19 protein-coding genes, 1 tRNA gene and 1 pseudogene are annotated in these 23343 nt (G+C 74.9%); 10 read left to right on the plus strand and 11 right to left on the minus strand.

Annotated features, from left to right (window positions below; genetic code table 11):
• Positions 1-35: 35 nt before the first annotated feature.
• From ACP4J0_RS22955 to ACP4J0_RS22980, 6 genes and pseudogenes are all read right to left on the minus strand, one after another.
• Positions 36-296: a cold-shock protein gene (locus tag ACP4J0_RS22955; RefSeq protein WP_426600541.1), complete on the minus strand. Its 261-nt coding sequence runs from the start codon at positions 294-296 to the stop codon at positions 36-38.
• A gap of 36 nt (positions 297-332) precedes the next feature.
• A pseudogene (locus ACP4J0_RS22960) lies at positions 333-428 on the minus strand (GntR family transcriptional regulator); the annotation flags it as partial.
• Positions 427-1833, minus strand: coding sequence for a Cys-Gln thioester bond-forming surface protein (locus tag ACP4J0_RS22965; protein WP_426600542.1), 1407 nt, complete (start codon positions 1831-1833; stop codon positions 427-429). The gene ACP4J0_RS22965 and the pseudogene ACP4J0_RS22960, both read right to left, overlap by 2 nt.
• Before the next feature lie 262 nt (positions 1834-2095).
• A complete protein-coding gene (locus tag ACP4J0_RS22970; RefSeq protein WP_426600543.1) occupies positions 2096-2569 on the minus strand; it encodes a single-stranded DNA-binding protein in 474 nt (157 codons plus the stop codon).
• Between the two features lie 320 nt (positions 2570-2889).
• A complete protein-coding gene (locus ACP4J0_RS22975; protein WP_426600544.1) occupies positions 2890-5148 on the minus strand; it encodes a YfjP family GTPase in 2259 nt (752 codons plus the stop codon).
• Positions 5149-5151: 3 nt separating this feature from the next.
• Positions 5152-6759, minus strand: coding sequence for a dynamin family protein (locus ACP4J0_RS22980; RefSeq protein ID WP_426600545.1), 1608 nt, complete (start codon positions 6757-6759; stop codon positions 5152-5154).
• 322 nt (positions 6760-7081) lie between these two features.
• Here ACP4J0_RS22980 and ACP4J0_RS22985 point away from each other — a divergent pair.
• A tRNA-Arg gene (locus ACP4J0_RS22985) sits at positions 7082-7157 on the plus strand.
• A gap of 31 nt (positions 7158-7188) precedes the next feature.
• The gene (locus ACP4J0_RS22990; protein ID WP_426600546.1) at positions 7189-8148 is read left to right on the plus strand and encodes a D-2-hydroxyacid dehydrogenase family protein; all 960 of its coding nucleotides are present in this window, start codon (positions 7189-7191) and stop codon (positions 8146-8148) included.
• A gap of 114 nt (positions 8149-8262) precedes the next feature.
• Here the strand turns inward: ACP4J0_RS22990 and ACP4J0_RS22995 are convergent, their stop codons facing one another.
• From ACP4J0_RS22995 to ACP4J0_RS23010, 4 genes are all read right to left on the minus strand, one after another.
• Complete coding sequence (locus tag ACP4J0_RS22995; protein ID WP_426600547.1) at positions 8263-9129, minus strand: tyrosinase family protein; 867 nt, start codon at positions 9127-9129, stop codon at positions 8263-8265.
• The gene (locus ACP4J0_RS23000) at positions 9113-9670 is read right to left on the minus strand and encodes a tyrosinase family oxidase copper chaperone (RefSeq protein WP_426600548.1); all 558 of its coding nucleotides are present in this window, start codon (positions 9668-9670) and stop codon (positions 9113-9115) included. The genes ACP4J0_RS22995 and ACP4J0_RS23000 overlap by 17 nt, the downstream gene beginning before the upstream one ends.
• A 265-nt stretch (positions 9671-9935) precedes the next feature.
• Positions 9936-10217, minus strand: a complete 282-nt coding sequence (locus tag ACP4J0_RS23005) for a hypothetical protein (RefSeq protein ID WP_426600561.1) — start codon at positions 10215-10217, stop codon at positions 9936-9938.
• 250 nt (positions 10218-10467) lie between these two features.
• Positions 10468-11196: a hypothetical protein gene (locus ACP4J0_RS23010; protein WP_426600549.1), complete on the minus strand. Its 729-nt coding sequence runs from the start codon at positions 11194-11196 to the stop codon at positions 10468-10470.
• An 846-nt stretch (positions 11197-12042) separates the two neighbouring features.
• Here ACP4J0_RS23010 and ACP4J0_RS23015 point away from each other — a divergent pair.
• From ACP4J0_RS23015 to ACP4J0_RS23050, 8 genes are all read left to right on the plus strand, one after another.
• The gene (locus tag ACP4J0_RS23015; RefSeq protein WP_426600550.1) at positions 12043-13512 is read left to right on the plus strand and encodes a glycosyltransferase; all 1470 of its coding nucleotides are present in this window, start codon (positions 12043-12045) and stop codon (positions 13510-13512) included.
• The gene (locus tag ACP4J0_RS23020) at positions 13509-14939 is read left to right on the plus strand and encodes a sugar transferase (protein ID WP_426600551.1); all 1431 of its coding nucleotides are present in this window, start codon (positions 13509-13511) and stop codon (positions 14937-14939) included. The genes ACP4J0_RS23015 and ACP4J0_RS23020 overlap by 4 nt, the downstream gene beginning before the upstream one ends.
• A 4-nt stretch (positions 14940-14943) precedes the next feature.
• Positions 14944-16500, plus strand: a complete 1557-nt coding sequence (locus ACP4J0_RS23025) for an O-antigen ligase family protein (protein WP_426600552.1) — start codon at positions 14944-14946, stop codon at positions 16498-16500.
• Positions 16497-18236: a lipid II flippase MurJ gene (locus ACP4J0_RS23030; RefSeq protein ID WP_426600553.1), complete on the plus strand. Its 1740-nt coding sequence runs from the start codon at positions 16497-16499 to the stop codon at positions 18234-18236. Before ACP4J0_RS23025 ends, ACP4J0_RS23030 begins: the two co-directional genes overlap by 4 nt.
• 55 nt (positions 18237-18291) lie before the next feature.
• A complete protein-coding gene (locus ACP4J0_RS23035) occupies positions 18292-18981 on the plus strand; it encodes a polysaccharide deacetylase family protein (RefSeq protein WP_426600554.1) in 690 nt (229 codons plus the stop codon).
• A gap of 1 nt (position 18982) precedes the next feature.
• Positions 18983-20143 (plus strand): glycosyltransferase, encoded by a 1161-nt coding sequence (locus tag ACP4J0_RS23040; RefSeq protein ID WP_426600555.1) that lies wholly within the window; start codon positions 18983-18985, stop codon positions 20141-20143.
• Positions 20140-20871, plus strand: a complete 732-nt coding sequence (locus ACP4J0_RS23045) for a lipopolysaccharide biosynthesis protein (RefSeq protein WP_426600556.1) — start codon at positions 20140-20142, stop codon at positions 20869-20871. Before ACP4J0_RS23040 ends, ACP4J0_RS23045 begins: the two co-directional genes overlap by 4 nt.
• A 74-nt stretch (positions 20872-20945) precedes the next feature.
• Positions 20946-22064 (plus strand): GNAT family N-acetyltransferase, encoded by a 1119-nt coding sequence (locus ACP4J0_RS23050; RefSeq protein ID WP_426600562.1) that lies wholly within the window; start codon positions 20946-20948, stop codon positions 22062-22064.
• Positions 22065-22089: 25 nt separating this feature from the next.
• Here ACP4J0_RS23050 and ACP4J0_RS23055 read toward each other — a convergent pair whose 3' ends face one another.
• Positions 22090-23274, minus strand: coding sequence for a glycoside hydrolase family 26 protein (locus ACP4J0_RS23055; protein ID WP_426600557.1), 1185 nt, complete (start codon positions 23272-23274; stop codon positions 22090-22092).
• Positions 23275-23343: the final 69 nt, after the last annotated feature.

The following is a 23343-nucleotide window of genomic DNA, read 5'->3' on the forward strand; positions in this document are numbered from 1 at the left end:
TCTCTCTGCGAGTTGCCTGATGTCGGCCGTGGAGGTCAGGCGGAGCGGGGAACGATGCTCACCGCCCGGTAGTCGTACCCGTCCTGCTTGAAGCCGGGCGCTTCCCAGGTGAGATCGACCTGCTGCCCTGGTGACAGCGTGCGGAAGCCGGGCGCCTGAATGTCGGAGAAGTGGCCGAAGCACCCTCCGGGAGTCTCGGGCGAGTCGAGGACACCCCAGCCCTCCTCGTCGCTCCACTCACGCACCGTCGCGGTCACGACCGCGGGGTCCTTACGGGTCTCTCTGCGGCGACCCATCTGCTTCTCCCTTCACGTATGGCGCTGTCACCGGCCGACCGTGATGCCGATCGCGGCCGTGCCGTTCACGACGCCTGCTCCAGCGTACGGGCCTGCCTCGGGGAGGACGGCGAGAGTACCGGCGGTGAGGTCACTGTTCGCTCTTCCTGCGGACGAACAGGAGGACCGCGCCGCCGATCATGACCAGGCCGATGGCCGTGCCGCCGATCAGGGGCGTTACGCCGGAGCTGCCGGTTTCGGCGAGGTTGGGGTTCGGGGTGGGGGTGATGACCGTGGCGGGGGCCGGTTCGCCGAGGGGGCGGGTGGTGTCCGGCAGTGCGGCGCTCCGGGTGCGGCAGTCGAGGACGCCCTTGAAGCGTTGTTCGAAGCCGGCCGGGCCGCGGATCGTGAAGTCGTAGGCGCGGTCCTCCGGCAGCGGGACGGTCACCGTGCGGGTCTCGCCGGCCGCGATGGTGTACTCGGTGTCCAGCAGCTGGAAGGTGAAGGGCTCGTCGCCGTTGTTGACCGCGGTGATGTCCAGGGCGCCCTCGGCGCAGTTCTTCGTCGCGGACAGGGCGGGTATCGCGCCCTGGTCGGCCCACGAGGCGGTGGCCGTCGCCGCGACCGTGGACTCGCTGGAGCCGGCCAGGATCTGGGTCTGGCTGCGGCTCTCGGAGGCGAGGGCACGGCCGACCGGCACCGTGGTCGAGGCCTGGACCGTCAGCTCGGCTGTGCCGGCCGCCGCGTCCTCGGGCACGTCGAAGAAGATCTGGGAGCCGTTGGTGACGGAGGTGACGGGCTCGCCCTGCTTGTCGACGATGCGCACCCCGCCGGCAGTGGCGTCCACCGGGGGTGTCACCGTCGCGCCGCCGCCGTTGGTGCGCACCGTCACCGGGCCGAGCCGCTCACCGGGGCGGCCGGAGACCGCGGGCGGGTCCAGGGAGAGCGACGCCGCGGGCTCCGCGAGAACGCGGGCCTTCTTCTCCAGGTAGTCGGCGAGCCGCTCGGCCTGGGGATCGAGTGCCTCGACGTCCGTGTCGTCCGAATAGCGCCAGACGGCCACCTGCGTGCCGGCCGCCGCGTCCTGCTCGGTGAGTCCGCCGCGGACACCCGCCTTCTTCGCCAGCGCGGCGAGGTCGTTGACCTGGGGGTAGGAGTTCTGCAGGATCCAGCGGATGCGGCCCGCGTCCTTGTTGGTTCCCAGGGACGTGCCGCTCCAGGGCGTCTCGTGGTACTTGGCGTCCTTCTGCGTCGGGTTCTGGACGTCGACGCAGTACGTCTGCAGCATGCCGCCGCCCTCGACGGACATCTCGAACAGGCCGGCCGGCACCTCCTGGGGGCCGTCCGCCCCGTGGACGACCGCGACGCCGTGCGCCTTGAGGCCTCCGATGGTGGCCGTCGCCCCGCCCTGCCCCTGCGCCGCCGCGCCCTGGGCGGCGGCTGCCGGTCCGGCACCGGTCACCACCCCTGCGGCGGCGAACGCGGACACCAGGGCCGCGGTGGCGCGTCGCACCGCCCCTCGGCCGGACGGAGACAGCGCAGCGAGCGAAGAAAACACCAAATTCCCCTTCGAGCAGGACCCGTTGACGTGGGGGGCACGGTCCCACCAGCAGAATCACCAGCCCCTCAGGGCTCGTTCGGCATCCTAAGGACGTGGCGCACCGTGCTTGCCGGTGATGTTCGTCCACACGGTGATCCGAATCGGAATCGTTATCGCCAACAGGCCCGTGAGCAGGGCTTATCGACAAATCCACCCGGGTTCGTCCGGTGCGTATTCGCCGATAAGCCGCACTTCGGTCAGTTCCGGCGGACCGTCGGCTTCACGCCACCGCTGCGGCGGGTTCCGGCCGTTGTTCGGTGGTGTCCGTGCCGTCCGGCTCCCCGGCCGGTGTCTCCCAGTTGGGCTCCGGCTGTGGTGGGGAGACCGCCGTCTCCGCCTTTCCGGTGCGCCGGAACGCCGCCGTGCCGCGTGCGAGGTCGTGGCCGATCGCCACCGCGTCGATGTCCGCGGAGGTCCAGTTCTGCCCCTCGCGCACGTCCGTGCGCACCTTCAACCGGCCCTGCACGATGACGGGTTCGCCCACCGCCAAAGACGCCGAGGCGTTGGCGGCGAGCTGCCGGTTGGCCCACACCGTGAAGAAGTTGGTGTGACCGTCCGTCCACGCGCTCTTCTCCCGGTCCCAGTAGCGCGCGGTGACCGCCAGCCGGAACCGCGCCGACGGTCCGTTCGCCAGCTCCCGGAACACCGGCCGCGTGGCCACGTTGCCCACGACGCAGATCATCGTCTCGTTCATCGCGAGTCCTCCCTCCCGTACGGGCCTTCCCGTACGGCTGCGTCCGGCGCGGCGGTGTCGCGTTCCCGCACACCGCCGCCGCCCGTGACGACCGCGTCCGTCGCGATCGCCGCGACGCCAGACTGCCCCGCCCGGGGCGGGGCCCGCCGAGGGCTGTGGACCGTCATCTCGTCTGTGGAGAACTCCGCCACCCCCATGGGTGTCCCCCGTGTCCCCCGTGTCCCCGGGGCCGTCCCGCGGCTGGGTTCCCCGGGCGGACGATCGCCTCCGCCCGCCCAGCGCCCCGGCACCCCGGCACCCCGGCACCCCAGCGCCTACGTCTACCTCGCCGTGGTTCCCACCCCCGCGACCCGCCCGTACTGCTCCCGGACTTCCCGGTACCGCAGCAGTTCCGCCGCCAGCGGATCCAGGACCCTGGCCCGGCCGCATCCCGCGGCCGCCTCCCGCAGCAGGCGTTCCGCCTCGTGGCCGTAGCGTCGTGCCGGTCCGCGCGCCGCGATGCGGCAGCTCCATTCGATGAGGGGTCCGCCGATGATGCCGGCGACCATGAGCAGCACCGGCACGCCCAGGTTCGGCGGCAGGAAGCCGATGATCTGGCCCAGCAGCCACAGGCCGCCCGCCACCTGCAGGAGGGTCATGGACGCCTGGGCCAGCACGGCCACCGGCCACCAGCCCGGCCGCGGCGGACGCCCCGGCGGCAGCCCCGTACGCACCACCAGCTCGTCGAGGGCCTCCGGCAGCCCCTGGGCGCCCCGGACGGCCGCCTCGCGCATCGCCTGCGCCCATGGCGCGGGCAGCCCGGCCGACGCCCGGTCGGACACCGTGCGCACCGCCTGCTCGACGCGCTGACGGGCGGTGGCCTCCTCGTCCGCCTGGGCGCGCAGCGAGAGCCGGCCCGTGGGAGGTTCGCGCCGGTCGTGGTACCAGCGCCACAGCCGCAGCCAGGGTGTGCCGCACGCGCGGTTGGCGTTGCGCAGCCAGGCCCGTTCGGCGGCCTCGCCGGCGGCGGTGGCCCCCACCGCGTCCGCGAGCCGGTCCGCGAACTCCTCCCGCGCCTCCTCGCTGAGCCCGGTCCGCCGCCCGGTGACGTACACGGGACGCAGGCGCCAGGCGGCGGCGTCCACGTCGGCCGCGATCCGGCGCGCCGGAGCCTGCCGTTCGGCGACGAACTGGCCGAGCGCGTCGCGCAGTTCGCCGATGCCGTCCCCGGTGAGCGCGGACAGGGCGAGCACGGTCGCGCCGGGTTCGTCGTACTCCCCGAGTGCGATGCCGTCCTCGTCGAGCAGCCGCCGCAGGTCGTCGAGGACCTGCTCGGCGGCCTCCCCGGGCAGCCGGTCGACCTGGTTGAGGACGACGAAGGTGACCTCCGCGTGGCCGGCCATCGGCCGCAGATAGCGCTCGTGGAGCACGGCGTCGGCGTACTTCTCCGGGTCGACGACCCAGATGACGGCGTCGACGAGCGCCAGGATGCGGTCCACCTGCTCGCGGTGCTGCACGGCCGCCGAGTCGTGGTCGGGGAGGTCGATCAGGACCAGCCCGCGCAGCGGCGAGTCGGCGTCCGGGTGCTGCAGCGGGCGGCGGCGCAGCCGGCCGGGGATGCCGAGCCGGTCCAGGAGGCTGGCCGCGCCGTCGCTCCAACTGCACGCGATGGGCGCCGCGGTGGTCGGCCGGCGGACGCCCGTCTCGGAGATCGTCACTCCGGCGAGCGTGTTGAACAGCTGCGACTTGCCGCTGCCGGTCGCGCCGGCGATGGCGACGACGGTGTGCTGCCCGGAGAGCCTGCGCCGCGCGGCGGCCTCGTCGAGGACCCGGCCCGCCTCGGCCAGGGTCCCGCTGTCGAGCCGGGTACGGGAGAGCCCCACCAGTTCGCGCAGCGCGTCGAGCCGCGACCTGAGCTGTCCGTCGTACGCCAGCGGCATCAGGGCCGAGGAACTGGCGGGCCTGCTCGGCACCACGGCGAACTGCTCCGCCCCGGCGTTCTCGTCCACCCGCCGCGCGATCAGCCCGTCGCCCCAGGCGCCTCCTCCGTCCCCGGCCCCGGAACCGGCCCCGGGGACGGAATGGGAATCGGGCCCGGCGGAACCACCGGCCGCGCGCTCCGTACCCGCCGCGCGATCGCGGCCGGCCGCGCCCTCCGTACGATCCCTGTCCGCCGTACGACCCCTGTCCGCCGCAGGGTCTCTGCGCTCCGTACGTCCAGGGGCCGCCGTGGGATCCCCGCGCTCCGTACGGTCCCTGCGCTCGTCACCGCGGTCGCGGTCCAGGGCCGTACGCGGGGACGCTCCGTTGTCCTGCACGCGTGGGTGAGGGCCGGGTGCGCGCTCGCTCGCGCGGCCCTGCGCACGCGTCGCCTGCCCGGCCCCCGTGGCCTCCCGCCGCGCGGCGGCCTCCGCGCCGGCCCGCTCCGGGCCACGGCCGCCCCCGGGCCCCGCCTCGCCCCCCTGACCTCCCTGACCTCCCTGACCTCCGTGGCCCCCCTGCCCTCTTTGGCCTCCGGGACGTGCCTGGCCTGCCTGGCCTGCCTCCTCCGTCGTGTGGTCGGTGTGCTCGGTGGGGTCCTGGTCAGTGACGGCGGTCACCGGTCACCTCTCCTTCTGCAATACGGACAGCGCTGCGATGAGTTCGGCCTGCGGTTCGGGATGGACCTCCATCCCGTCAAGCGGTGCCAGTCGGCGCTCGCGCTCGACGTGCATGACCCGGTCCACCTGTTCGTCGAGCAGCCGCCCGCCCCGGTCGCGCAGCCGCAGCGCACCGTGGGCGCCGATCCGCTCGGCGAGCCGCTCCCCGGCGCTGCGCGCGCGCCGCCCGCCCAGCAGCACGGTGGCGACCAGCGCGGCGACCACCCCCGGGTCCGGTGCCATGCTCCGGTCGAGTTCGCGCACCTCCTCCTCGGCGTACTCCTCCAGCTCCCGCCGCCAGCGCCGTACGGCCATCCCGATGCGGTGCTCGGCGCTCTCCGTCGCCGGGGCGCGGTCCGCGAGTTCCGGTGCGGCGGCCGCCGGTTCGCGCCGCCACGCGTCGTCGACGCGTTCGTCGGCGGCGGTGACGGCGCACAGCAGCAGCGCGCTCAGGCTCTCGACCAGCGAGTCGATGAGTTCCTCGGGGGAGCAGTCGAGGGGGAAGGCCCGCCACCGCTTCAGCGCGTCCCCGGCGAGCACGGCCCCCGCCTGCAGCCTCCCTCGCACGCGCGCGTGCTCTCCGTCGTACGCGCCGTCGACGGCCGCGGTGAGCCGCAGCGCGGCGGCGTACTGCGCGGCGGTGGCGCCGGCCAGTTCGGGCATCCGGGAGGTGAGGGAGTCCAGGATGCCGTGCGCCGTACGGGCCATGGTGTGGTGCCGGGTGTCGAGGTCCTGTGCCCGGTGGACGAGCCAGGACCGCAGCGGCGCCACGGCGGTGGCCGGCAGCAGCCCGCCGCCCCACGCCGATTCGGGCAGTTCGGGCACGGTGAAGCGGGGAACCTCGCCGAGCCCGGCCTTGGTGAGCAGCGCCCCGTACTGCCGCGACACCTCGGCCACCACCTGGTGGGGCACCCGGTCGAGCACGGTGACCAGGGTGGCGTCGTACTCCTTGGCGGTGCGCAGCAGCTGCCAGGGCACGGCGTCGGCGTACCGGGCGGCCGTGGTGACCATCACCCAGATGTCGGCGGCGCAGATCAGTTCGGCCGCGAGGACGCGGTTGTCGGCGACGAGGGAGTCGATGTCGGGTGCGTCGAGGAGGGCGATGCCGGGCGGCAGGGTGTCGGCGGTCTCGATGCGCAGCACGCGCGCGGGCTTCTCGCCCGGCAGGAGCAGGTCGTCGTCCGGGTCCCGGTGGGGCACCCACACGCGCGTGAGGTCGGGCAGCACCCGCATGCCGCTGAACCAGTGGTGGTCCTCCGGATGACACACGAGCACCGGCGTCCGGGTGGTGGGCCGCAGCACCCCGGCCTCACTGACCCGCCGCCCCACGAGGGAGTTCACCAGCGTGGACTTCCCGGCGCCGGTGGATCCGCCCACGACGGCCAGCAAGGGCGCTTCGGGTTCCTTCAGCCGGGGCACCAAGTAGTCGTCGAGCTGTGCGAGCAGTTCGTCGCGGTTGGCACGCGCGCGTGGGGCCCCGGGCAGGGGCAGCGGGAAGCGTGCGGCCGCGACACGGTCGCGCAGGGCGGAGAGTGCGTCGAGCAGCTGAGGCCGTACGTCCAAGGTCACCACATGTGAAGAATGCCCAATTTCAGGGGAATTCTGAAGCATATGAGCATGCCTGCGCGCCGACCGGACACTTCGGACGGAAGGGACTACTGGGACGTGAGGCGACTCCAGGCATAACGAGTGCACAACACCCGATGCGTGAGACGCCAAAAGCGATGCAGGATTCGTACCTGCCTGCGATTATCAGGACCGCTTCACCGAACCTCCACATCGAGCCACGGAGGTGAAGCAGCAGGGACATGGAGCCGGGAGCCCTATCCTTGTCCCCGGCAACCGTCACGGATCAGCCCACACCCGGGCACCACGACCGAGGCCACCACACCAGGCCCCCGTAGCTCAGTGGATAGAGCAGGCGCCTTCTAAGCGCTTGGCCGCAGGTTCGAGTCCTGCCGGGGGCGCCACTGCCCGTTCCGTCGGGAGGGACCGGACGACGTGCGACTGCGCTGCGCGGTGCTCGACGACTTCCAGCAGGTGGCGACCGGGATCGCCGACTGGTCCCCGGTCGCGGACGACGTGGACGTCGTGTCCTTCGCCACCCATTTCGGCAGCGAGGACGCCCTCGCCGCCGCGCTCGCCGACGCGGACATCGTGGTCACGCTGCGCGAACGCGTGCCGTTCCCCGGGTCACTGATCGCCCGGCTGCCCCGGCTGAAACTGATCGTCGCCTCCGGCATGCGCAACAGCGTCATCGACTACGCAGCCGCCGACGCGCACGGCGTCACCGTGTGCGGTACGGCCTCCTCCTCGACCCCGCCCGTGGAACTCACGTGGGCCCTACTGCTGGGTCTGGCCCGCGGTGTCGTCCGGGAGAGCAACGCGCTGCGCGAGGGCGGGCCCTGGCAGCAGACCGTGGGCGCCGACCTGCACGGTCAACGGCTCGGGCTACTGGGCCTGGGCAGGATCGGCAACCGGGTGGCGCAGGTCGGTCTCGCCTTCGGCATGCGGGTGAGCGCGTGGAGCCAGAACCTCACCCGGGAACGCGCCGAGGAGGTCGGCGTCGAACTCGCCCCCTCCAAGGAGGAGCTGCTGCGGGCCTCCGACTTCGTCTCCGTCCACCTGGCGCTCGGCGACCGCACCCGCGGCCTGCTCGGCCCCGCCGAACTGGCGCTGCTCAAGCCGACCGCCTACCTGGTCAACACCTCGCGCGCGGCGATCGTCGACCAGGACGCCCTGCTCGCCGCGTTGCACGGGGGCCGCATCGCCGGCGCGGGCGTGGACGTCTTCGACACCGAGCCGCTGCCCGCCGGGCACCCGATGCGCACCGCCCCGCGCCTGCTCGCCACCCCGCACCTCGGCTACGTCTCGCGCGCCAACTACGCCACGTACTACGGCCAGGCGGTCGAGGCGATCCGGGCCTACCTCGCGGGCTCCCCCGTACGCCGCCTGCCCTGAGGCCGCCCGTACGCCACCAGCCCCGAGGGCTGCACGCCACCCGAAGAGTGCCCCCCGGCCTTCCCAGCCGGGGCTCTTCCCGTCCGCGCCGTCTGCGCCGTCCGCGCCGTCCGCTCAGGCGTACCGGTAGATCCGGCTGTGGTCCTCCAAGTCGTCCGGCGTCACGTCCCACGGTGGCAGCCTCTCGTGCCGCGCGACGACCCGGCCGTGCTGCGCGCCGCCCCGGCCGGGCGGCTCGGCGGGCAGGTAGCGGGTGTCGCCGTGCCGGGCCTGCCAGCGGGACCACTGGAGGTCGACGAAGGCGTGGTGCAGCCAGAACACCGGGTCGTTGACCGAGGCAGCACCGACCATGGCCCCGCCGACCCAGCGGTGCACCCGGTTGTGGTTGCGCCAGGAGACGCTGCCGCGGCCGGTCCCCCACCCCTCCAGCTTGTTCCGGAACCCCTCGCGCACCGTGGAGTCCCAGGGCGCGGTGTCGTACACCGGGTCGTCGAGCGCCCACTTCAGGTCGCTCTTCGTGGGCAGCTCGATGGGAGCGTCGGCGCGTCCGAGGTCCCGGGTGAGGTACTCGGTGTCGGTGACGTTCTCCTTGATGGCCCAGTTGCCCTCGGCGTGGGCGAACGGCCCGGTGGTGACCCGGCGGTCGGAACGCCGCCCGTTGCCGCCGAGGAGGTCGGCGGTCCAGGGCGAGGACGAGGTGGTGCGGTCCTTGGTCCAGTCCCAGTACGGCACCGTCACGGACGAGTCGACCCTGCGCAGCGCCTCCTCCAGGTCCAGCAGGAACCTGCGGTGCCAGGGCAGGAAGGACGGGGCCATGTGGGCACTGCGCAGCCCGTTCTCGCCGTCGGAGACGTAGTAGACGATGTGGGTGCGCACGAACTCGTCGTACTCACCGCGCCGTTTGAGCTCCAGCAGCGCGTTGACGAACCGCCGCTTCTCGGAGCCGGTCAGTGTGCTGACGTCCTTACGCGTGTACGCCATGGCGCCCCCCGGAATGGTGCCGGCCGCCCTCGGCCGGCGTGTCGCGCAGCTGCTCGCCGGGGCCGAGTTCGTCGACGGCACCGCGGGCCGCGGCAAGGGGAGTGGGATACGACCGGTAGTGGTCGATCATGCTCAGCCAGCCGCCGTCGGCCCGGCGCATCAGGTGCAGCGGCCGGCCGTCCACGGTCACGTGCCAGGTGCCGACGCCGGCGGCCTGCCCCGCGGTGGGCCTGACGCCCCGGATGTGGCGGCCCCGGTAGATCTCGTCGAACGCGGCGCCCGCGGCCGGCTCGGGGGCGTACGGCGCTGGCCGCGCACCGGCCGCGGTGGGGGTGGTCCCGGTGTTCTCCGCACTCTCGGCGGCGTCCGACGGCGGGGAGGGCCGGGAGGCCGCGATCAGGGGCGTCAGCGTCACGGCGAGGGCCGGGGCGAGCAGTCCCCGCAGCATCCGGCGCCGCGTTCCGTGACCGGGCCCGCCTCTCGCGGGGCCCCGCGTCTCCCCTTCCGCGCCGCTCACTGCTCTGCCCACGTTGGCGATCATGGCTCGCTCCTCGTCCGCTCGGTGGATCCGCACCGTTAACCGGGCGGCGGGCCCCGTGGTCACCGCTCGCTGGGCCACCCGGAGCACCGGCCGCCGACTCCGGCACAGAGGCGACGGGAAGTCGCCGCGGAGTACCCGTGGAGTACGGGGCAGGTGCTGGGGAGGTGCTGGGGAGGTGCTGGGAGCCGCTGGGGGACGCGCTTTCGTCCCGGTGTGCACGCTGGGGGTGGTCTCACACGGGATCACCCGTGCGCCGGGGCGCGGGTCAGCGGCCCAGCGAGAGGCCGCCGAGCAGCCCGTCCTTGGAGTTCAGCCTGTTGGTCGTGTCCTTCACGGTGTGCAGCACGGATCCCTTGTTCTCGCTGTCGGGCGCCTTCGGCCGGTGCTTCGGCGGCACCACGTTGGTGCGTTCCTCGGTGAGCGCGCTCACGACGCTGTTGAGGGCGCCGGACGTGCGGTCGGCGGTGACGTGGGCGGACGCGGGCGCGGCGGAACCGGCGACGGCCAGGGCCCCGGCAACGACAGCGACGGCCTTGAGGGACTTCATCATGTTCCTTTCTTCGGCGACTCACGTCGCCCGAGGACATACCGAGGACATACCGACGCCCTGCCCAACGACCTCCGCGGAGCGCGGAAACCCCGCGCTCGGAAGACATATGAGATATCCGGCAGGCGTCATCGCCCGACGGGACATCCCTGCGTGGGGAACCACGGGGAGAGGCGCGGGAACCGGAACGGAGAAGGCCGTCGCGCCGCCCCGGAAGGGCGACGCGACGGCCTGGTTCGCCGTGCGGGCGTCAGGAGGGGTTGGCCGGCTGCGGGTTCGCCGGCACCGGCGCTTGCGGCGTGGCGGCTTCCGGCGCGCTCGGCAGGGCGGGCAGCCCGGCCAGGTCGGCGGCGGGCAGCCCGCTGCCGACCAGCGTGGCGGCGACGACGTTGACGACGCCGGTCACCACTTCCTCCACGGCCGGACTCACCTGCGCGGCCGTACCGGAGGTGGTGGCCTTGAGCAGGGCGTCGATCTGCGCCATCAGGTCGGCGTGTGCGGCGGCGGCCAGGCCGGCCACCGCCGTGGTGCCGTCACTGCTCTGCGCCACGACGGGCGCCGGCAGGGTCACCGGCGTCTCGGCGGCCGGCGGCTGGGCCGGGGTGGTGGTGCCGGGGGTGGTGGTGCCCGGCGTGGACGCCACGTCGTCGGCGTCCGCGTCCGCCGCTTCGGCCTTGGCGAGGGCGTCCTTGACGGCGGCGGCCAGCTTGTCCGCCTCCTCGGTGGACAGGCGGCCGTCGTCGGCCTTGAGTACGGCGCCGAGCAGATCGGTGACCGGCGTGAGCACTGCGCCCAGACCGGCCAGACTGCCGACCTGGCTCTGCAGTTCCGCAGCGTCGGGGAGGGGGGCTCGGGACGCCGCGTGGGTGCGTTCCCGGACCGATTCACCGTCGGCCGCCATCACCGCCGGACCGGAGAGGCCGATCAGCAGGCCGGCGCAGAGAGCGGAGGTGGCGATTCGCCGTGCGGGCAGACGCATGGGGGTTCCTTTCGGTGGTGCGTCGGATCTTGTGCCCACCGTGAAAGCGCCCATGGCGCTCTGCAACCGAGCGGTGACCCCGTGCGCCGGACCGCTTTCCCTCGCATCGGCGTCCTACCTGGTGAGAGGCCCTGTCAAGGTCCGCGTGCCGTGTCGGCGCCCACACCCCCCATTCGGGGCACACGCCGCCGTCCGCGCGGCAGCCGTCCGCACGGCGACGTGAACCGGCCGCCCGCTCGCGGAAGAGCCGCGGTACGGACGGCCGGTGCGCGTCCCCCGAGGCACCGTCGGCCGTTCTCGCGCGCGTTGCCGAACGCCGGGTTCCACGGGCCCGGGGCCCGCCATGCCGGCGGTGCTGCCGCAGACGCCGGCCGGAGCCCGGACCGGACCTGCGCCACCACGCCGGACGGAGCACCCGGGACACGGGCGGCGCTCCGCCGTCGGCAGCGGCGACACCGGCGGCACCGGCGGCACCGGCGGTTCCCGGCGCAGCGTCGGCGCGTGCCGGCGCGTGCCGGCGCGTGCCGGCGGCGTGAGCGTGCCGCCGATCGAGTGATCTCACAGGAGAACAACATTCACCAATCCAACACACTCGCCCGGCTTCGCCGGATTGGCATGGATCGCCGCTAAAGTCCCACATCATCCGACGCATCCCCGTGCACCACTGCGGGACATCGGCCAAGGGGACCCTCCGGGAGCTCCGAACGCGGCGGACGCCCACCGGTCTTCCGGCTCGTTCCCCGGCGGGACGCCGCGTGCGCCCGCGTCCACCGTGTCGCGACGGTGCCCTGCGGTGAGACGCGTTCCCGCCCGTCCCGAGCATGTTCCTTGAGCGAGGAAACGCGTATGCACCTGCCACCGACCGACTCCCCGCCCCGGGTTCTCCACGTCACCCAGCCGGTGGACGGCGGGGTCGCCCGTGTCGTCGGGGACCTGACGCGGGTTCAGCTCTCCGCCGGGCTGCGCGTCACGGTCGCCTGTCCCGACGGGCCCCTCGCGGGCGAACTCCGGTCGCTGGGCGCCGACGTCCGGCACTGGGCGGCGACGCGGTCACCGGGTCCCGCGCTGGTACCGGAGGTGCGACGGCTCGCGCGCGTGATCGCGGACGTACGGCCCGACCTGGTGCACGCGCACAGCGCGAAGGCAGGTCTCGCCGGGCGGCTCGCCGTACGGGGGCGTATTCCGACCGTGTTCCAGCCGCACGCCTGGTCGTTCGAGGCCGTCGGGGGGCCCGCCGCGGCGCTCGCGCTCGGCTGGGAGCGGTGGGGGTCGCGGTGGGCGGCGCGGACGGTGTGCGTGAGCGAGGCGGAGCGGCTGCGGGGGGCTCGGGCCGGGGTCCGCGGGCGGTGGGCGGTGATCCCGAACGGCATCGGCCTCGACCGCTTCCGCGACGACACGGTCTTCCACGACGACATGGTTTTCCACGACGGCACGGTCTTCCGCGACGGCACGGCCGGAGGCCGGAACGGCGTGGCGGACCCGGAGCCGGCACGGCTGCGGGCCGGTGTCGGCCCGGACGCCCCGCTGGTGGTCTGCGTGGGACGGCTGTGCCGGCAGAAGGGGCAGGACATCCTGCTGGCGGCGTGGGGGCCGGTCCTCGCGCGCGTGCCGGGGGCCCGGCTGGTACTGGTCGGCGACGGGCCGGAGCGCGCCCGGCTCGCGGCGCGTGCCTCGGCGTACGGATTCCTCGGCGACGGACCGCACCGGACCGGACCTGCACCCGGAACCCACGGCTGCGGACCGCACCCCACCCGCCCGCGACACCCCGACCCGGCGTCCGTGCTGTTCGCGGGTGCCGTCGCCGATGCCACCCCCTGGTACCGGGCCGCCGACCTGGTCGTCCTGCCCTCCCGCTGGGAAGGCATGGCGCTGGCCCCGCTGGAGGCGATGGCCTGCGGGCGGCCCGTGGTGGTGACCGACGTGGACGGCGCCCGCGAAGGACTGCCGCCCGCTCTCGCGCCGCACTGCCTGGTACCGCCGGAGGACCCGACGGCGCTGGCGGGCGCCGTCAGCGGCCTGCTGCTCGACGCTCCCCTGCGTGCGTCGCTCGGCCGCCGGGGGCGTGCGCACGTCCTGTCCACGCACGACGTACGGCTCACGGCCGCGGCCGTCGCGGCGGTATACCGCGCCCTCCTCCACGACGGGCACGACTGCCACGACGGGCACGGCGGGCACGACGGGCGGACGGCCGAACCGCGCCCCCTCCCCGGCCACCGGCCCGCCTCCACGGCGCCCCACCCCTCCGGCGACCGGTCGACGACCGTGGGGCGGTCGCCGGTCGTGCCCATCGAGTACAGGGAGTCCACGCACCCATGACCGCGGAAAGCACCGTCCCCGCCCCCGCCGGCCAGCCGCGCGCCCCGGGCTCCTCGTCCCCCGTCTCGGTGCTGCCGCCGAGGGCCGGCACCGGGGGCCTCCGGTTCCCCACCGGGCGCCCCGCGCCACGGCCGGACTCCCCGCTGCCGCTGCTCGTCGCGGACGGCACGGCGGCCGCGGTTCCGGGCTCGCTGACCCTGACCGGCGTCCCGCACCAACCGCTGCTGACGGCCCTGCTGGTCGCCGCCGCGCTGCTGCTGTGTCCGCGCCCGCGCCGACGGCTGCCGGGTGTGCTGGACGACCTGCCCGCCCTGTGCGGCCGGATCGCGGTGGCCTGGCTGTCGCTGGCGGCGCTCGTCGCGGCGTACGCCCCACCGCACGCGCTGTCCGCCCGCACGCTGCTCCTCGGCTTCCTGCTGCACGCGGCGACGGGCTGCGCCGGCCGGGGCGTCGTGCACGGGCGGCGCCGTGCCGCGCTGCTGAACCACCCGCGCGCGGCCCTCGTCGCCGGCCCCGCCGCGACCGCGCAGCGCGTGGCGTCGGCGGTGCTGCGCCACCCGCGCTGCGGGGTGCGCCCCGTGGGGATCGTCACCGACGACCCGGGCGGCACCACCGGCCTGCCCGTGCTGACCACGGGAGAGGAGGTGCGGCGGGCGGTCGTGCAGAACGGCGTACGGGACGTACTGGCCGTGCACCCTTGCGAACCGGCCCGGCAGGGGCCGCTGCTGCGGACGCTGGCCGAGTCGGGCTGCGTGGTGTGGGAGGTCGACGCGGATGCCTCCGCGTACCCGGGCCGGGACCGGATCGCCGGGTTCTCCTTCCGGCGTCCGGAGCCGGCCGCGCGGCGGGCGGGCGGTGCCGGCAAGCGGGTGCTGGACGTGACGGTGTCCGGGGCGCTGCTGCTGCTGCTGAGCCCGTTGCTGCTGACCTGTGCGACGGCGTTGAGGATCATCGGGGGGCCCGGCGTACTGTTCCGGCAGGAGCGCATCGGCAAGGACGGCAGGCCGTTCACGCTGCTGAAGTTCCGCACCTACCGCCCGGCCGACGAGCACGAGTCGGCGACCCGGTGGAGCGTGGCCGACGAGCGTCGGATGCCGTGGTTCTGCCGCTTCCTGCGCCGTACCTCGCTCGACGAACTGCTCCAGCTGTGGAACGTCTTCCGGGGCGACATGAGCCTGGTCGGGCCGCGCCCCGAACGGCCGTACTTCGTGGCGCAGTTCAGCCGGACCTACCCCGGTTACGCCGCCCGCCACCGGGTGCCGGCCGGCATCACGGGCCTGGCCCAGATCAACGGACTGCGCGGCGACACCTCCATCGAGGACCGGGCCCGCTTCGACAACGCCTACATCGACGACTGGTCCCTGTGGCAGGACGTATGCATCCTGCTGCGCACGGCCGTCACGCTCGTGCGCCCCACCGGGAGCTGAGCGAGTGTCCCAGGCCCTGCCCCTGTGGTCCGCCGTGCGCGTACGGCGGCTGCCGCCCGTACTCGCCGTGGTCGCGGTCGTCGCGCTGCTCGCCCTGCCGGTCGCACCGGACGGCGGGGGCGGCGCGCACCCGGCCGACGCGGTCTCCGCGCTGGTGGTGCTGTACTGCGTCCTGCGCCTGGTACGGGACCGGCGGCGCCCCCTGTCCCGTACGGCGGCCGTGGTGCTGGGACTGCCCGTGTCCGGACTGGCCGTCGCCGCCATGGGGGCGGTGTCGCCGGGGGCCGGGCTCACCGGGCTCGGCCGCTACCTCCAGGTCTTCGTCCTCGTCCCCGCCGCCGTCCTGCTGCTGATCCGCGGCCGGGACGACGCACGGCTGCTCGCCTGGTCGATGGTGGGGCTGGCGGCGTGGCAGGGGGCGGTCGGCGTGCACCAGTACGTCACCGGGACCGGCGCCTCGTACCAGGGCGAGCAGATCCGGGCCGTGGGCACCTTCGGGCCGCAGGACGTGATGGGGATGGCCACCGTGGTCTCCCTGGGACTGGTCTGCGCGGTCGGGCTGGCGCTGGGCCGGCACCCGGGGAGATCCACGCCATCCACGCCATCCTCCGCGCCATCCATGCCATCCGCGCCATCCACGCCAACGACTCCATCCACGCCAACGACTCCATCGACGTCCTCCACACCGTGCACGCCGTCGACACCGTGCACGCCGTCCGTACGTCAGCGCGCACTCGCCGCCGGGTGCGCGCTCGCGCTGCTGCTGCCGCTCGCCCTGTCGTTCAGCCGCGGGGCGTGGATCGCCACGGCGGTGACGTGCGCGGCACAGCTGCTGCTCGCCGGGGTGCGCCGGGCGCTCACGGTGGGGGCGGCCGCGGTCGCGGCGGGGGTGGTGCTGGTGGGCGGGTTCGGTGTCGGTACGGCGATGCTCCAGGAGCGGGTGGGGAGCATCGCGCGGGTCACCGCATCGCCCGACCAGTCGGTGACCGACCGTTACGCGATGTGGGCGGCGGCGGCCGGCATGTGGCGCGAGCGGCCCCTGACCGGCGTGGGCCTGAAGGGGTTTCCCGAACACCGGGACGCACACGCGTCGCTGGCGCTGTCCTCGGGCAGTGAGACCGAGGGCGCCGGTGCCGGATACCGCAGACAGCCGCTGCTGTCCCCGCACAACATGTACCTGCTGGTCCTGGCCGAACAGGGCCTGATCGGGCTGGTGGCGCTCGCGGGGAGCTGGCTGGCGCTGCTCGTCCTGGGGCTGCGCGGGCTCCGTGCGGTACGGCGTTCCGGGAGGCCCGCACCGGACTGCGCGCTGATCGCCTGCGGGCTGCTGGTGTGGCAGCTGACCGACTTCGCGTACGCCGACATCGGCGGGCCCTCGACCGTGCTGACGGCGGTGTGCTTCGGGCTGGCGGCGTGGTGGGCGCTCGGGTCCGAGTCCGGGACCGGGTCCGGTCACGGCGCTGACTTCGGCTCCGGTCACGGCACTGACTCCGGTCCCGGTCACGGCGCTGACTCCGGTCCCGGTCACGGCCCCGGTACGGAGGAGGTGCCGGCGCGGTGAAGGTGAAGGCGACCTCGGTTCCTGCGGCGGGCGGGACGTCCGTCCCCCCGGCCCGGACCGTCGCGCCCCGGGCGGACACCGCGACGGCCGCCGAGGGCCGGTCCTCGGGGGGCTTCCTCGCCCGGGCCGCGCTGCTCACGGCCGTGCTGTCGGTGGCCGGGTCGGTGCTCGGGCTGGCCCGGGACCAGGCGCTGGCCCGGCTGTTCGGGGCCGGCAGTGAGACGGACGCCTTCCTCGTGGCGTGGACGGTGCCGGAGTTCGCGGCGACGCTGCTGATCGAGGACGGGCTGGCCTTCGCTCTGGTCCCGATGTTCAGTCTGGCCCTGGCCCGCCGCGCGCAGGGCGCCCCCGGCGACCCGGTCCGCGCGCTGGTCGCGTCGACCCTGCCCCGGCTGGCGCCGGCCTTCGCCGCGGTCGGCGCACTGGTCGTCGTCTGCGCGCCCCAGTTGGTCGCGGCCCTGGCGCCGGGGCTGCCCGACCACGCCCTCGCCGTGGACTGCACCCGGCTCACCGCCACCTGCGTCGTCAGCTTCGGGCTGGCCGGGTACTGCAGCGCCGCCCTGCGGGCGCACCGCCGGTTCCTGGCGCCGGCGGCGATCTACGTCGCCTACAACACCGGCATCATCACCGCGATGTTCGTGTTCGGCGGGCGCTGGGGGGTGCGTTCGGCGGCGGTCGGGGTCGCGGCGGGCGGCTTCCTGATGGTGGCGGCGCAGTTGCCGTCGCTGCTGCGGCAGCTGCGCCGCCGGAGCGACGGGGCGCCGCCGTCGGCCGTCGCGGACCAGGCCCGTCCGCTGGCCCTCGCCCTGTTCAGCACCGTCCTGCTCTTCGCCCTGTGCCGCCAGTCCCAAATCCTCATCGAACGCTTCCTCGCCTCCGGGCTCCCCTCCGGGGCCATCTCGCACCTGAACTACGCGCAGAAGGTGGCCCAGATCCCGATGACACTGTCACTGATGCTGTGCACGGTGACCTTCCCGGTGGTGGCCCGTGCGATGGCCGACGGCGACACCGAACGGGCCCGCGACCGCGTCGAGCGGGACGTGGCGCTGGCGGCCGCCCTGGTGCTGCTGGGCGCGGCCGCGGTCGTCGCCTGCGCACCCCAGATGGTCGGGCTCCTCTTCCAGCGGGGCGCCTTCACGGCGGCGGACACGGCGGCGACCGCGACCGTCATGCGCGTGTACGCGCTCGGGCTGCTCGGCCAGACCGTGGTGGGCGCGCTGGCCCGCTCCTACTTCTCGGCGGGCCGCGCCAGCTGGTACCCGCTCGGCGCGATGGCCGTCGGCATCGCCGCCACCGCCGGCGTCGGCGCGTGCGCGGTCGGCCCGTGGGGCGTGACCGGGATCGCCGCCGCCAACGCCGCCGGCATCACCGCCACCGCCGCACTGCTGCTCGCCGGGATGGGCCCGCGCAGCGTCCCGGTCCGCGTCCGGCGCGTCCTGGGCGACCTGGGCAGGCCGGTGGTGGCGGCGGCCGCGGCGACCGTCGCGGGCGTGCTGGTCACGGACCGGCTCACCGCCCCGGCCGGTTCCCCCGGTGTCTCCCTCGCCGTCGGCGTGGCGACCGTCGTCGGCGTCTTCGTCCTGCTCGGCCGGGTTCTGCGCGTCCAAGGCGTCGCGCAGGCCCTCGATCTCGTCCGCTCCGTCACACGAAGGCTCCCCCATGGCCGTTTCGGCTTCCGCTTCCGCTTCCGCCGCTCCCGCTCCCGCCCCCTCCCCCGCTTCCGCAGATTCCGTTGAAGCCCTCACCCGCCCCGGCGCCCGCACGCGCGCCGACGTCGTCCCCTGGATCGCGATGTACCACTCCGTCGGCGACTGCTCGGACGACCCGTACCGCATCACGGTCACGCCCGACCGGCTGGACGCGCAGCTGGGCTGGCTGCGGCGGCGCGGGCTGCGCGGGGTGTCGGTCGCCGAGCTGCTGGCCGCCCGGGCCCGCGGCGACGGCCACGGCCTGGTGGGGCTGACCTTCGACGACGGGTACGCCGACTTCACCGGGCACGCGCTGCCCCGCCTGCGCCACTGGGGCTGCGGGGCGACCCTCTTCGTACTGCCGGGCCGGCTCGGCGGCGACAACGCCTGGGACCCGCTGGGCCCGCGCAAGCCGCTGCTGACCGCCGACGGCATCCGGCACGCCGCCGCCGAGGGCGTCGAGATCGGCTCGCACGGGCTCACCCACGTCGACCTGACGCAGGCGGACGATGCCGCGCTGAAGGCCGAGACCGCCGAGAGCAGAGCCCTGCTCTCGGAGTTGACCGGCGCTCCGGTCACCGGCTTCTGCTACCCGTACGGCACGGTCGACGCCCGCGCCGCCGAGGCCGTACGGGCCGCCGGTTACGCCTACGCCTGCGCGATCGACCCCGGCCCGCTGACCGGCCCGCACGCCCTGCCCCGCGTACACGTCGGCCAGCGGGACACCGCCGTACGCCTGCTGCTGAAGACCCGGCTGCACCGCCTGCGCCGCCGCCGTGCGACGGGGGTGTGAGGTGAAGGCCCTGCACGTCATCACCGGCCTCGGCGTGGGCGGCGCCGAACAGCAACTGCGGCTGCTGCTGCGCCACCTCCCCGTCGACTGCGACGTCGTGACGCTCACCAACCCGGGCGCGGTCGCCGACGGACTGCAGGCCGACGGCGTCAAGGTCGTGCACCTCGGCATGACCGGCAACCGCGACCTGGCCGCACTGCCCCGGCTGACCCGGTTCATCCGCACCGGCGGCTACGACCTGGTGCACACCCACCTCTACCGCGCCTGCCTCTACGGCCGGCTCGCCGCGCGCCTGGCCGGCGTCCGCGCCGTCGTCGCCACCGAACACTCCCTCGGCGACTCCCAGATCGAAGGCCGCCCGCTCACCCCGGGCGTCCGCGCCCTGTACCTGGCCGGGGAGCGGCTGGGCAGCGCGACGGTCGCCGTCTCCCCCACCGTCGCCGACCGGCTGCGGCGCTGGGGCGTGCCCGCGCCCCGCATCGAGGTCGTCCCCAACGGCATCGACCTGGCCCGTTTCCGCTTCGACCCCCTCGCCCGGCTGCGCACCCGGCGCCGCCTCGGCCTGCCCGAGGACGCGTACGTCGTCGGCGGCATCGGCCGGCTGACCCCGGGCAAGCGGTTCGACGTGCTGGTCCGCGCCCTGGCCCGGCTGCCGGACGACTGCTGGCTGCTGCTGGTCGGCGGCGGCCCCGAGGAGCACGTCCTGCGCCGCACCGCCCACGAGGCCCGGGTCGCCGACCGGGTCCTGCTCACCGGCGAACGCCCCTACGTCACCGACGGCTCCCCGGGCCCCGACCTGCCGTCGCTCGCCTGCGCGATGGACGTCCTCGCCGCGCCGTCGCCGGAGGAGGCCTTCGGCCTGGCGGCCGTGGAGGGCCTGGCCTCCGGGCTGCCGGTGCTGTACGCCTCCTGCCCGGCGATCGAGGACCTGCCCCCGGCCGCCGCGCCCACGGCCCGGCACGTCACGGGCGGCGAGGAGGAGTTCGCCCGCGCCCTCGCCGAGGTCCGCGCGGCCGCCGGCCCTGGCTTCGGCGCGCGCACCGTGCCCGAGGCCGCCCGCCACTACTGCGTCACCCGCAGCGCCGCCCGGCTGATGGACGTGTACGCGACCACCCTCACGCACCCGTTGTCCCCGGCACCCCAGGGAGTGAGTTCCGCATGACCGAGCCCCTCACCCGGCCCCCGGCCGACCCGGCGGCCCCGATCCCCGCAGGCCGGCCCACCCGCCCGGGCCGCGCACGCACCGCCCTGCGCCGCGTCCGGACGCGGACCCGGACGGGCGCCCGGGCCCTTCCGCCCTGGTCCGCCCTCGCGGCCGGTGCGCTCGCCGGCGGACTCCTCGGCGCCGGCTACGGCCTGGTCACCACCCCGCAGTACACGGCCACCAGTTACGTCGTCGCCGTCCCCACCGACCAGTCCGACCCGGCGTCCGCGCTGGGCTTCGCACAGGCCTACGGCCGGGTCGCCACGCAGCTCGCGGTGCTCGGGGACGCGCAGATGTGGGCGGGCGTGCCCGTGGCGACGCTGCGGGAGAGCGTCCGCACGGCCACCTCCCCGGACGCGCCGATGGTCTCGGTGGCGGCCACCTCCTCCCGCCCCGCCGACGCGGCCGACATGGCCAACGCGGTCGCCCGCGCGCTGACCCGGCACGCGGAGACCTCCGCCGGCGACACCCACGTGGAGCTGCGGCAGTTCGCGCGCGCCACCGAGCCCACCGAGGCGTCCTCGGCCTCGTCCGCCGTGACGGGACTGGTGGGCGCGAGCGCGGGCGGCCTGCTCGGCGGGCTGGCGCTGCTGGCCCGCCCCCGGCGGGCCGCCCGGGGGCCCGGCCGCGCGACGGCGGCCGTACCCGGACCCGCCTCGGCGGCCGACGTCCGCGGACAGCTGTGACGTACCCGACGACGTACGCGGGCACGGACAAGGCGTGGCGCCCGGCGCCGTACCCGACGACGTACACGACCGAGCTGGTCACCGACGAGCGGCGCTTCGCCGAGCTGGCGGCGGACTGGGGGCGGCTGTACCGCCGGTGCGCCGCCGCGACCCCGTTCCAGAGCCACGCCTGGCTGCACTCGTGGTGGCGGTCGTACGGCGGACGCGGCCGGCTGCGGCTGCTGCTGGCCCGCGACGGCCGTGAACTGGTCGCCGCCGCGCCGCTGACGCTCGTACGGCGTCCGGTGCCGGCGCTGGTGCCGCTGGGCGGGGCGATCTCCGACTACGGGGACGTCCTGCTGGACGACGCGCGCGGCCAGGACGCGGTGGACGCGCTCACCGAGGGCCTGTCCGCGGCGGCCCGCACCGCGCTGATCGACCTGCGCGAGGTGCGGCCGGGCGCCGCCGCCGAACGGGTCTACGAGCGCTGGCGCGGCCCCCGGCGCCGGGTGCCCGACTCGCTCTGCCTGGAGCTGCCCGCGGCTCCGATGGCCGAGCTGATCACCCGGCTGCCCTCGGCCAAGGCCCAGCAGCGGGTGCGCGCCAAGCTGCGCCGGCTGGACGCGCTCGGCGTCAGGAGCCGGGCCGTCCTGCCCGGCGAGGTGGACGCGGCGCTGCGCAGGCTGCTGGAGCTGCACCGGCTGCAGTGGCAGGGGCGGCGGGTGACCGGCGAGCACCTGCGCACGCGGTTCAGCGAGCATCTGGTGCGGGCGGTGGGGCCGATGGTGCGTTCCGGGGACGCGGTGGTCACCGAGTTCCGGATGGACGGCGAGGTGGTGGCCGTGGACGTGACGCTGCTGTCCCGGCGGCTGGCGGGCGGCTACCTGTACGGCGCCCATCCCCGGCTGCGGGAGCGGAAGGCGGACGTGGCGGTGATGCTGCTGGACGCGTGCGCCGAGTACGCCCGGGCCCCGGAGCGCGGCACGCTGAGCCTGCTGCGGGGCAACGAGCCGTACAAGCACCACTGGCGCCCGGAGCCGGTGGGGAACCAGCGGCTGCTGCTGGCCCGCCGGCGCACGGCCCCGCTGCTGTCGGCGGCCCTGTGCGACGCCACCGCGCGGCGACGGGGCAAGGAGCTGCTGCTGCGCCGGCAGGAACGGAAGGAGCGGAAGGAACGGAAGGAGGCCGGCGGTGGCGGCGGAAGCGGCACCTGACCGCCGCCGCCGGCCCCGCGAGCCGCTACTCGTCCCGCGAGAACCAGTCGAGGCGGACACAGAGCTTCCCGCCGAGCCAGTACTCGACCCAGGCGCCGAGCTCCAGCGGCGAGCAGCCGGCCGCCGGCTCGGGCGTGACGGACGGCACCGCCGGCACGGGCGGCATGGCGGGTGGGGTGGGCGTGACGGGCGGGGTGGGCGTGGCCGGCACCGGGACGGTGGGAGCCGGCTCGTCGGTGCGGCCGAAGAGCACGGACCGGTAGACCGCGGTGGACCGGGGATTGTCGTCGCACTGCCACACGCCGTGCGGGCAGTAGTCGGTGACCGTGTTGTACACGGGTTTGTGCTGGTCCATCCAGGCGAGCATGCGCCGCATGTACTCGGCGTTGTCGCCGTTGCGGAAGAGACCCCATTCGGGGTAGGAGATGGGCTTCTTGTGGGCCCTGGCGAAATCCACGTGCGCCTGGAGTCCGTACGGTTCCCTCACCTGCTCGTCGAACGTCATTCCGCGCGGCTGGTCGTACGAATCCATGCCGATGATGTCGACCGTGGCGTCCCCCGGATAACACCGGGTCCAGGGAACGGCGTCCCGGCCGCGGCTCGGGGTGAAGTCGAACCGGAACTTCTGGCCCGGCACCGCGCGCATGGTGGTGACGATCCTGTTCCAGTACGTCTTCCAGGCCTCCGGGTCGGGCCCGCAGCGATGGGTGTACGTGGTGCCGTTCATCTCCCAGCCGAGGACCAGGACGGTGTCCGGCACGTCCAGCTCGACCAGCCGTTCGGCGAGGGCCCTGAAGTGGTGGTCGAAGTGTCCGGCGGCGCCCCGGCGCAGGAGTTCGCGCACCTCGTCGTCGTCGAGGCCCTCCTCGTTGCGTTCCAGCATGGGCACGTTGAGGACGAACATCCGGTCGGCCTCGCCGGTGCGCCAGTCGGCCCACACGTCGAGGAAACCGGGGGCGCCCTCGATGTTGCTCCAGCGGTCGCCGGGCAGGTAGGTGTGGCCGACGCGCAGGTCGGCGCCGCCCAGCCAGTGGCTGAGCTGCGCCATCCGGGCCACGCCGCGCGGGCCGTAGTCCAGGTACGCGCCGAACGCGGCGGAGGAACCGGCGGCGGCCCCCGGGGCAGCGCCTTGGGCGGCGCCCGGAGCGGCCCCCGGAGCGGCGGCGCCCGGGGCGGCGCCCGGGGGCGCGCGGCGGCGGGGCCCGCCCACGCGTCCCCGTGAAGGAGCGGGGCAGCGGCCCGCGCCTACGTGCGTTCCACGACCTTGCCGTCCGTCACC

This window comes from Streptomyces sp. WG7 (assembly GCF_049975785.1).
Classification (GTDB): Bacteria; Actinomycetota; Actinomycetes; order Streptomycetales; family Streptomycetaceae; genus Streptomyces.

Bases quoted from the DNA above. Each gene is read 5' to 3' on its own strand.
- ACP4J0_RS22955 (WP_426600541.1), bottom strand. From the start codon at position 296: ATGGGTCGCCGCAGAGAGACCCGTAAGGACCCCGCGGTCGTGACCGCG.
- ACP4J0_RS22970 (WP_426600543.1), bottom strand. From the start codon at position 2,569: ATGAACGAGACGATGATCTGCGTCGTGGGCAACGTGGCCACGCGGCCG.
- ACP4J0_RS22995 (WP_426600547.1), bottom strand. From the start codon at position 9,129: ATGGCGTACACGCGTAAGGACGTCAGCACACTGACCGGCTCCGAGAAG.
- ACP4J0_RS23000 (WP_426600548.1), bottom strand. From the start codon at position 9,670: ATGATCGCCAACGTGGGCAGAGCAGTGAGCGGCGCGGAAGGGGAGACG.
- ACP4J0_RS23005 (WP_426600561.1), bottom strand. From the start codon at position 10,217: ATGAAGTCCCTCAAGGCCGTCGCTGTCGTTGCCGGGGCCCTGGCCGTC.
- ACP4J0_RS23010 (WP_426600549.1), bottom strand. From the start codon at position 11,196: ATGCGTCTGCCCGCACGGCGAATCGCCACCTCCGCTCTCTGCGCCGGC.
- ACP4J0_RS23015 (WP_426600550.1), top strand. From the start codon at position 12,043: ATGCACCTGCCACCGACCGACTCCCCGCCCCGGGTTCTCCACGTCACC.
- ACP4J0_RS23020 (WP_426600551.1), top strand. From the start codon at position 13,509: ATGACCGCGGAAAGCACCGTCCCCGCCCCCGCCGGCCAGCCGCGCGCC.
- ACP4J0_RS23035 (WP_426600554.1), top strand. From the start codon at position 18,292: ATGTACCACTCCGTCGGCGACTGCTCGGACGACCCGTACCGCATCACG.
- ACP4J0_RS23045 (WP_426600556.1), top strand. From the start codon at position 20,140: ATGACCGAGCCCCTCACCCGGCCCCCGGCCGACCCGGCGGCCCCGATC.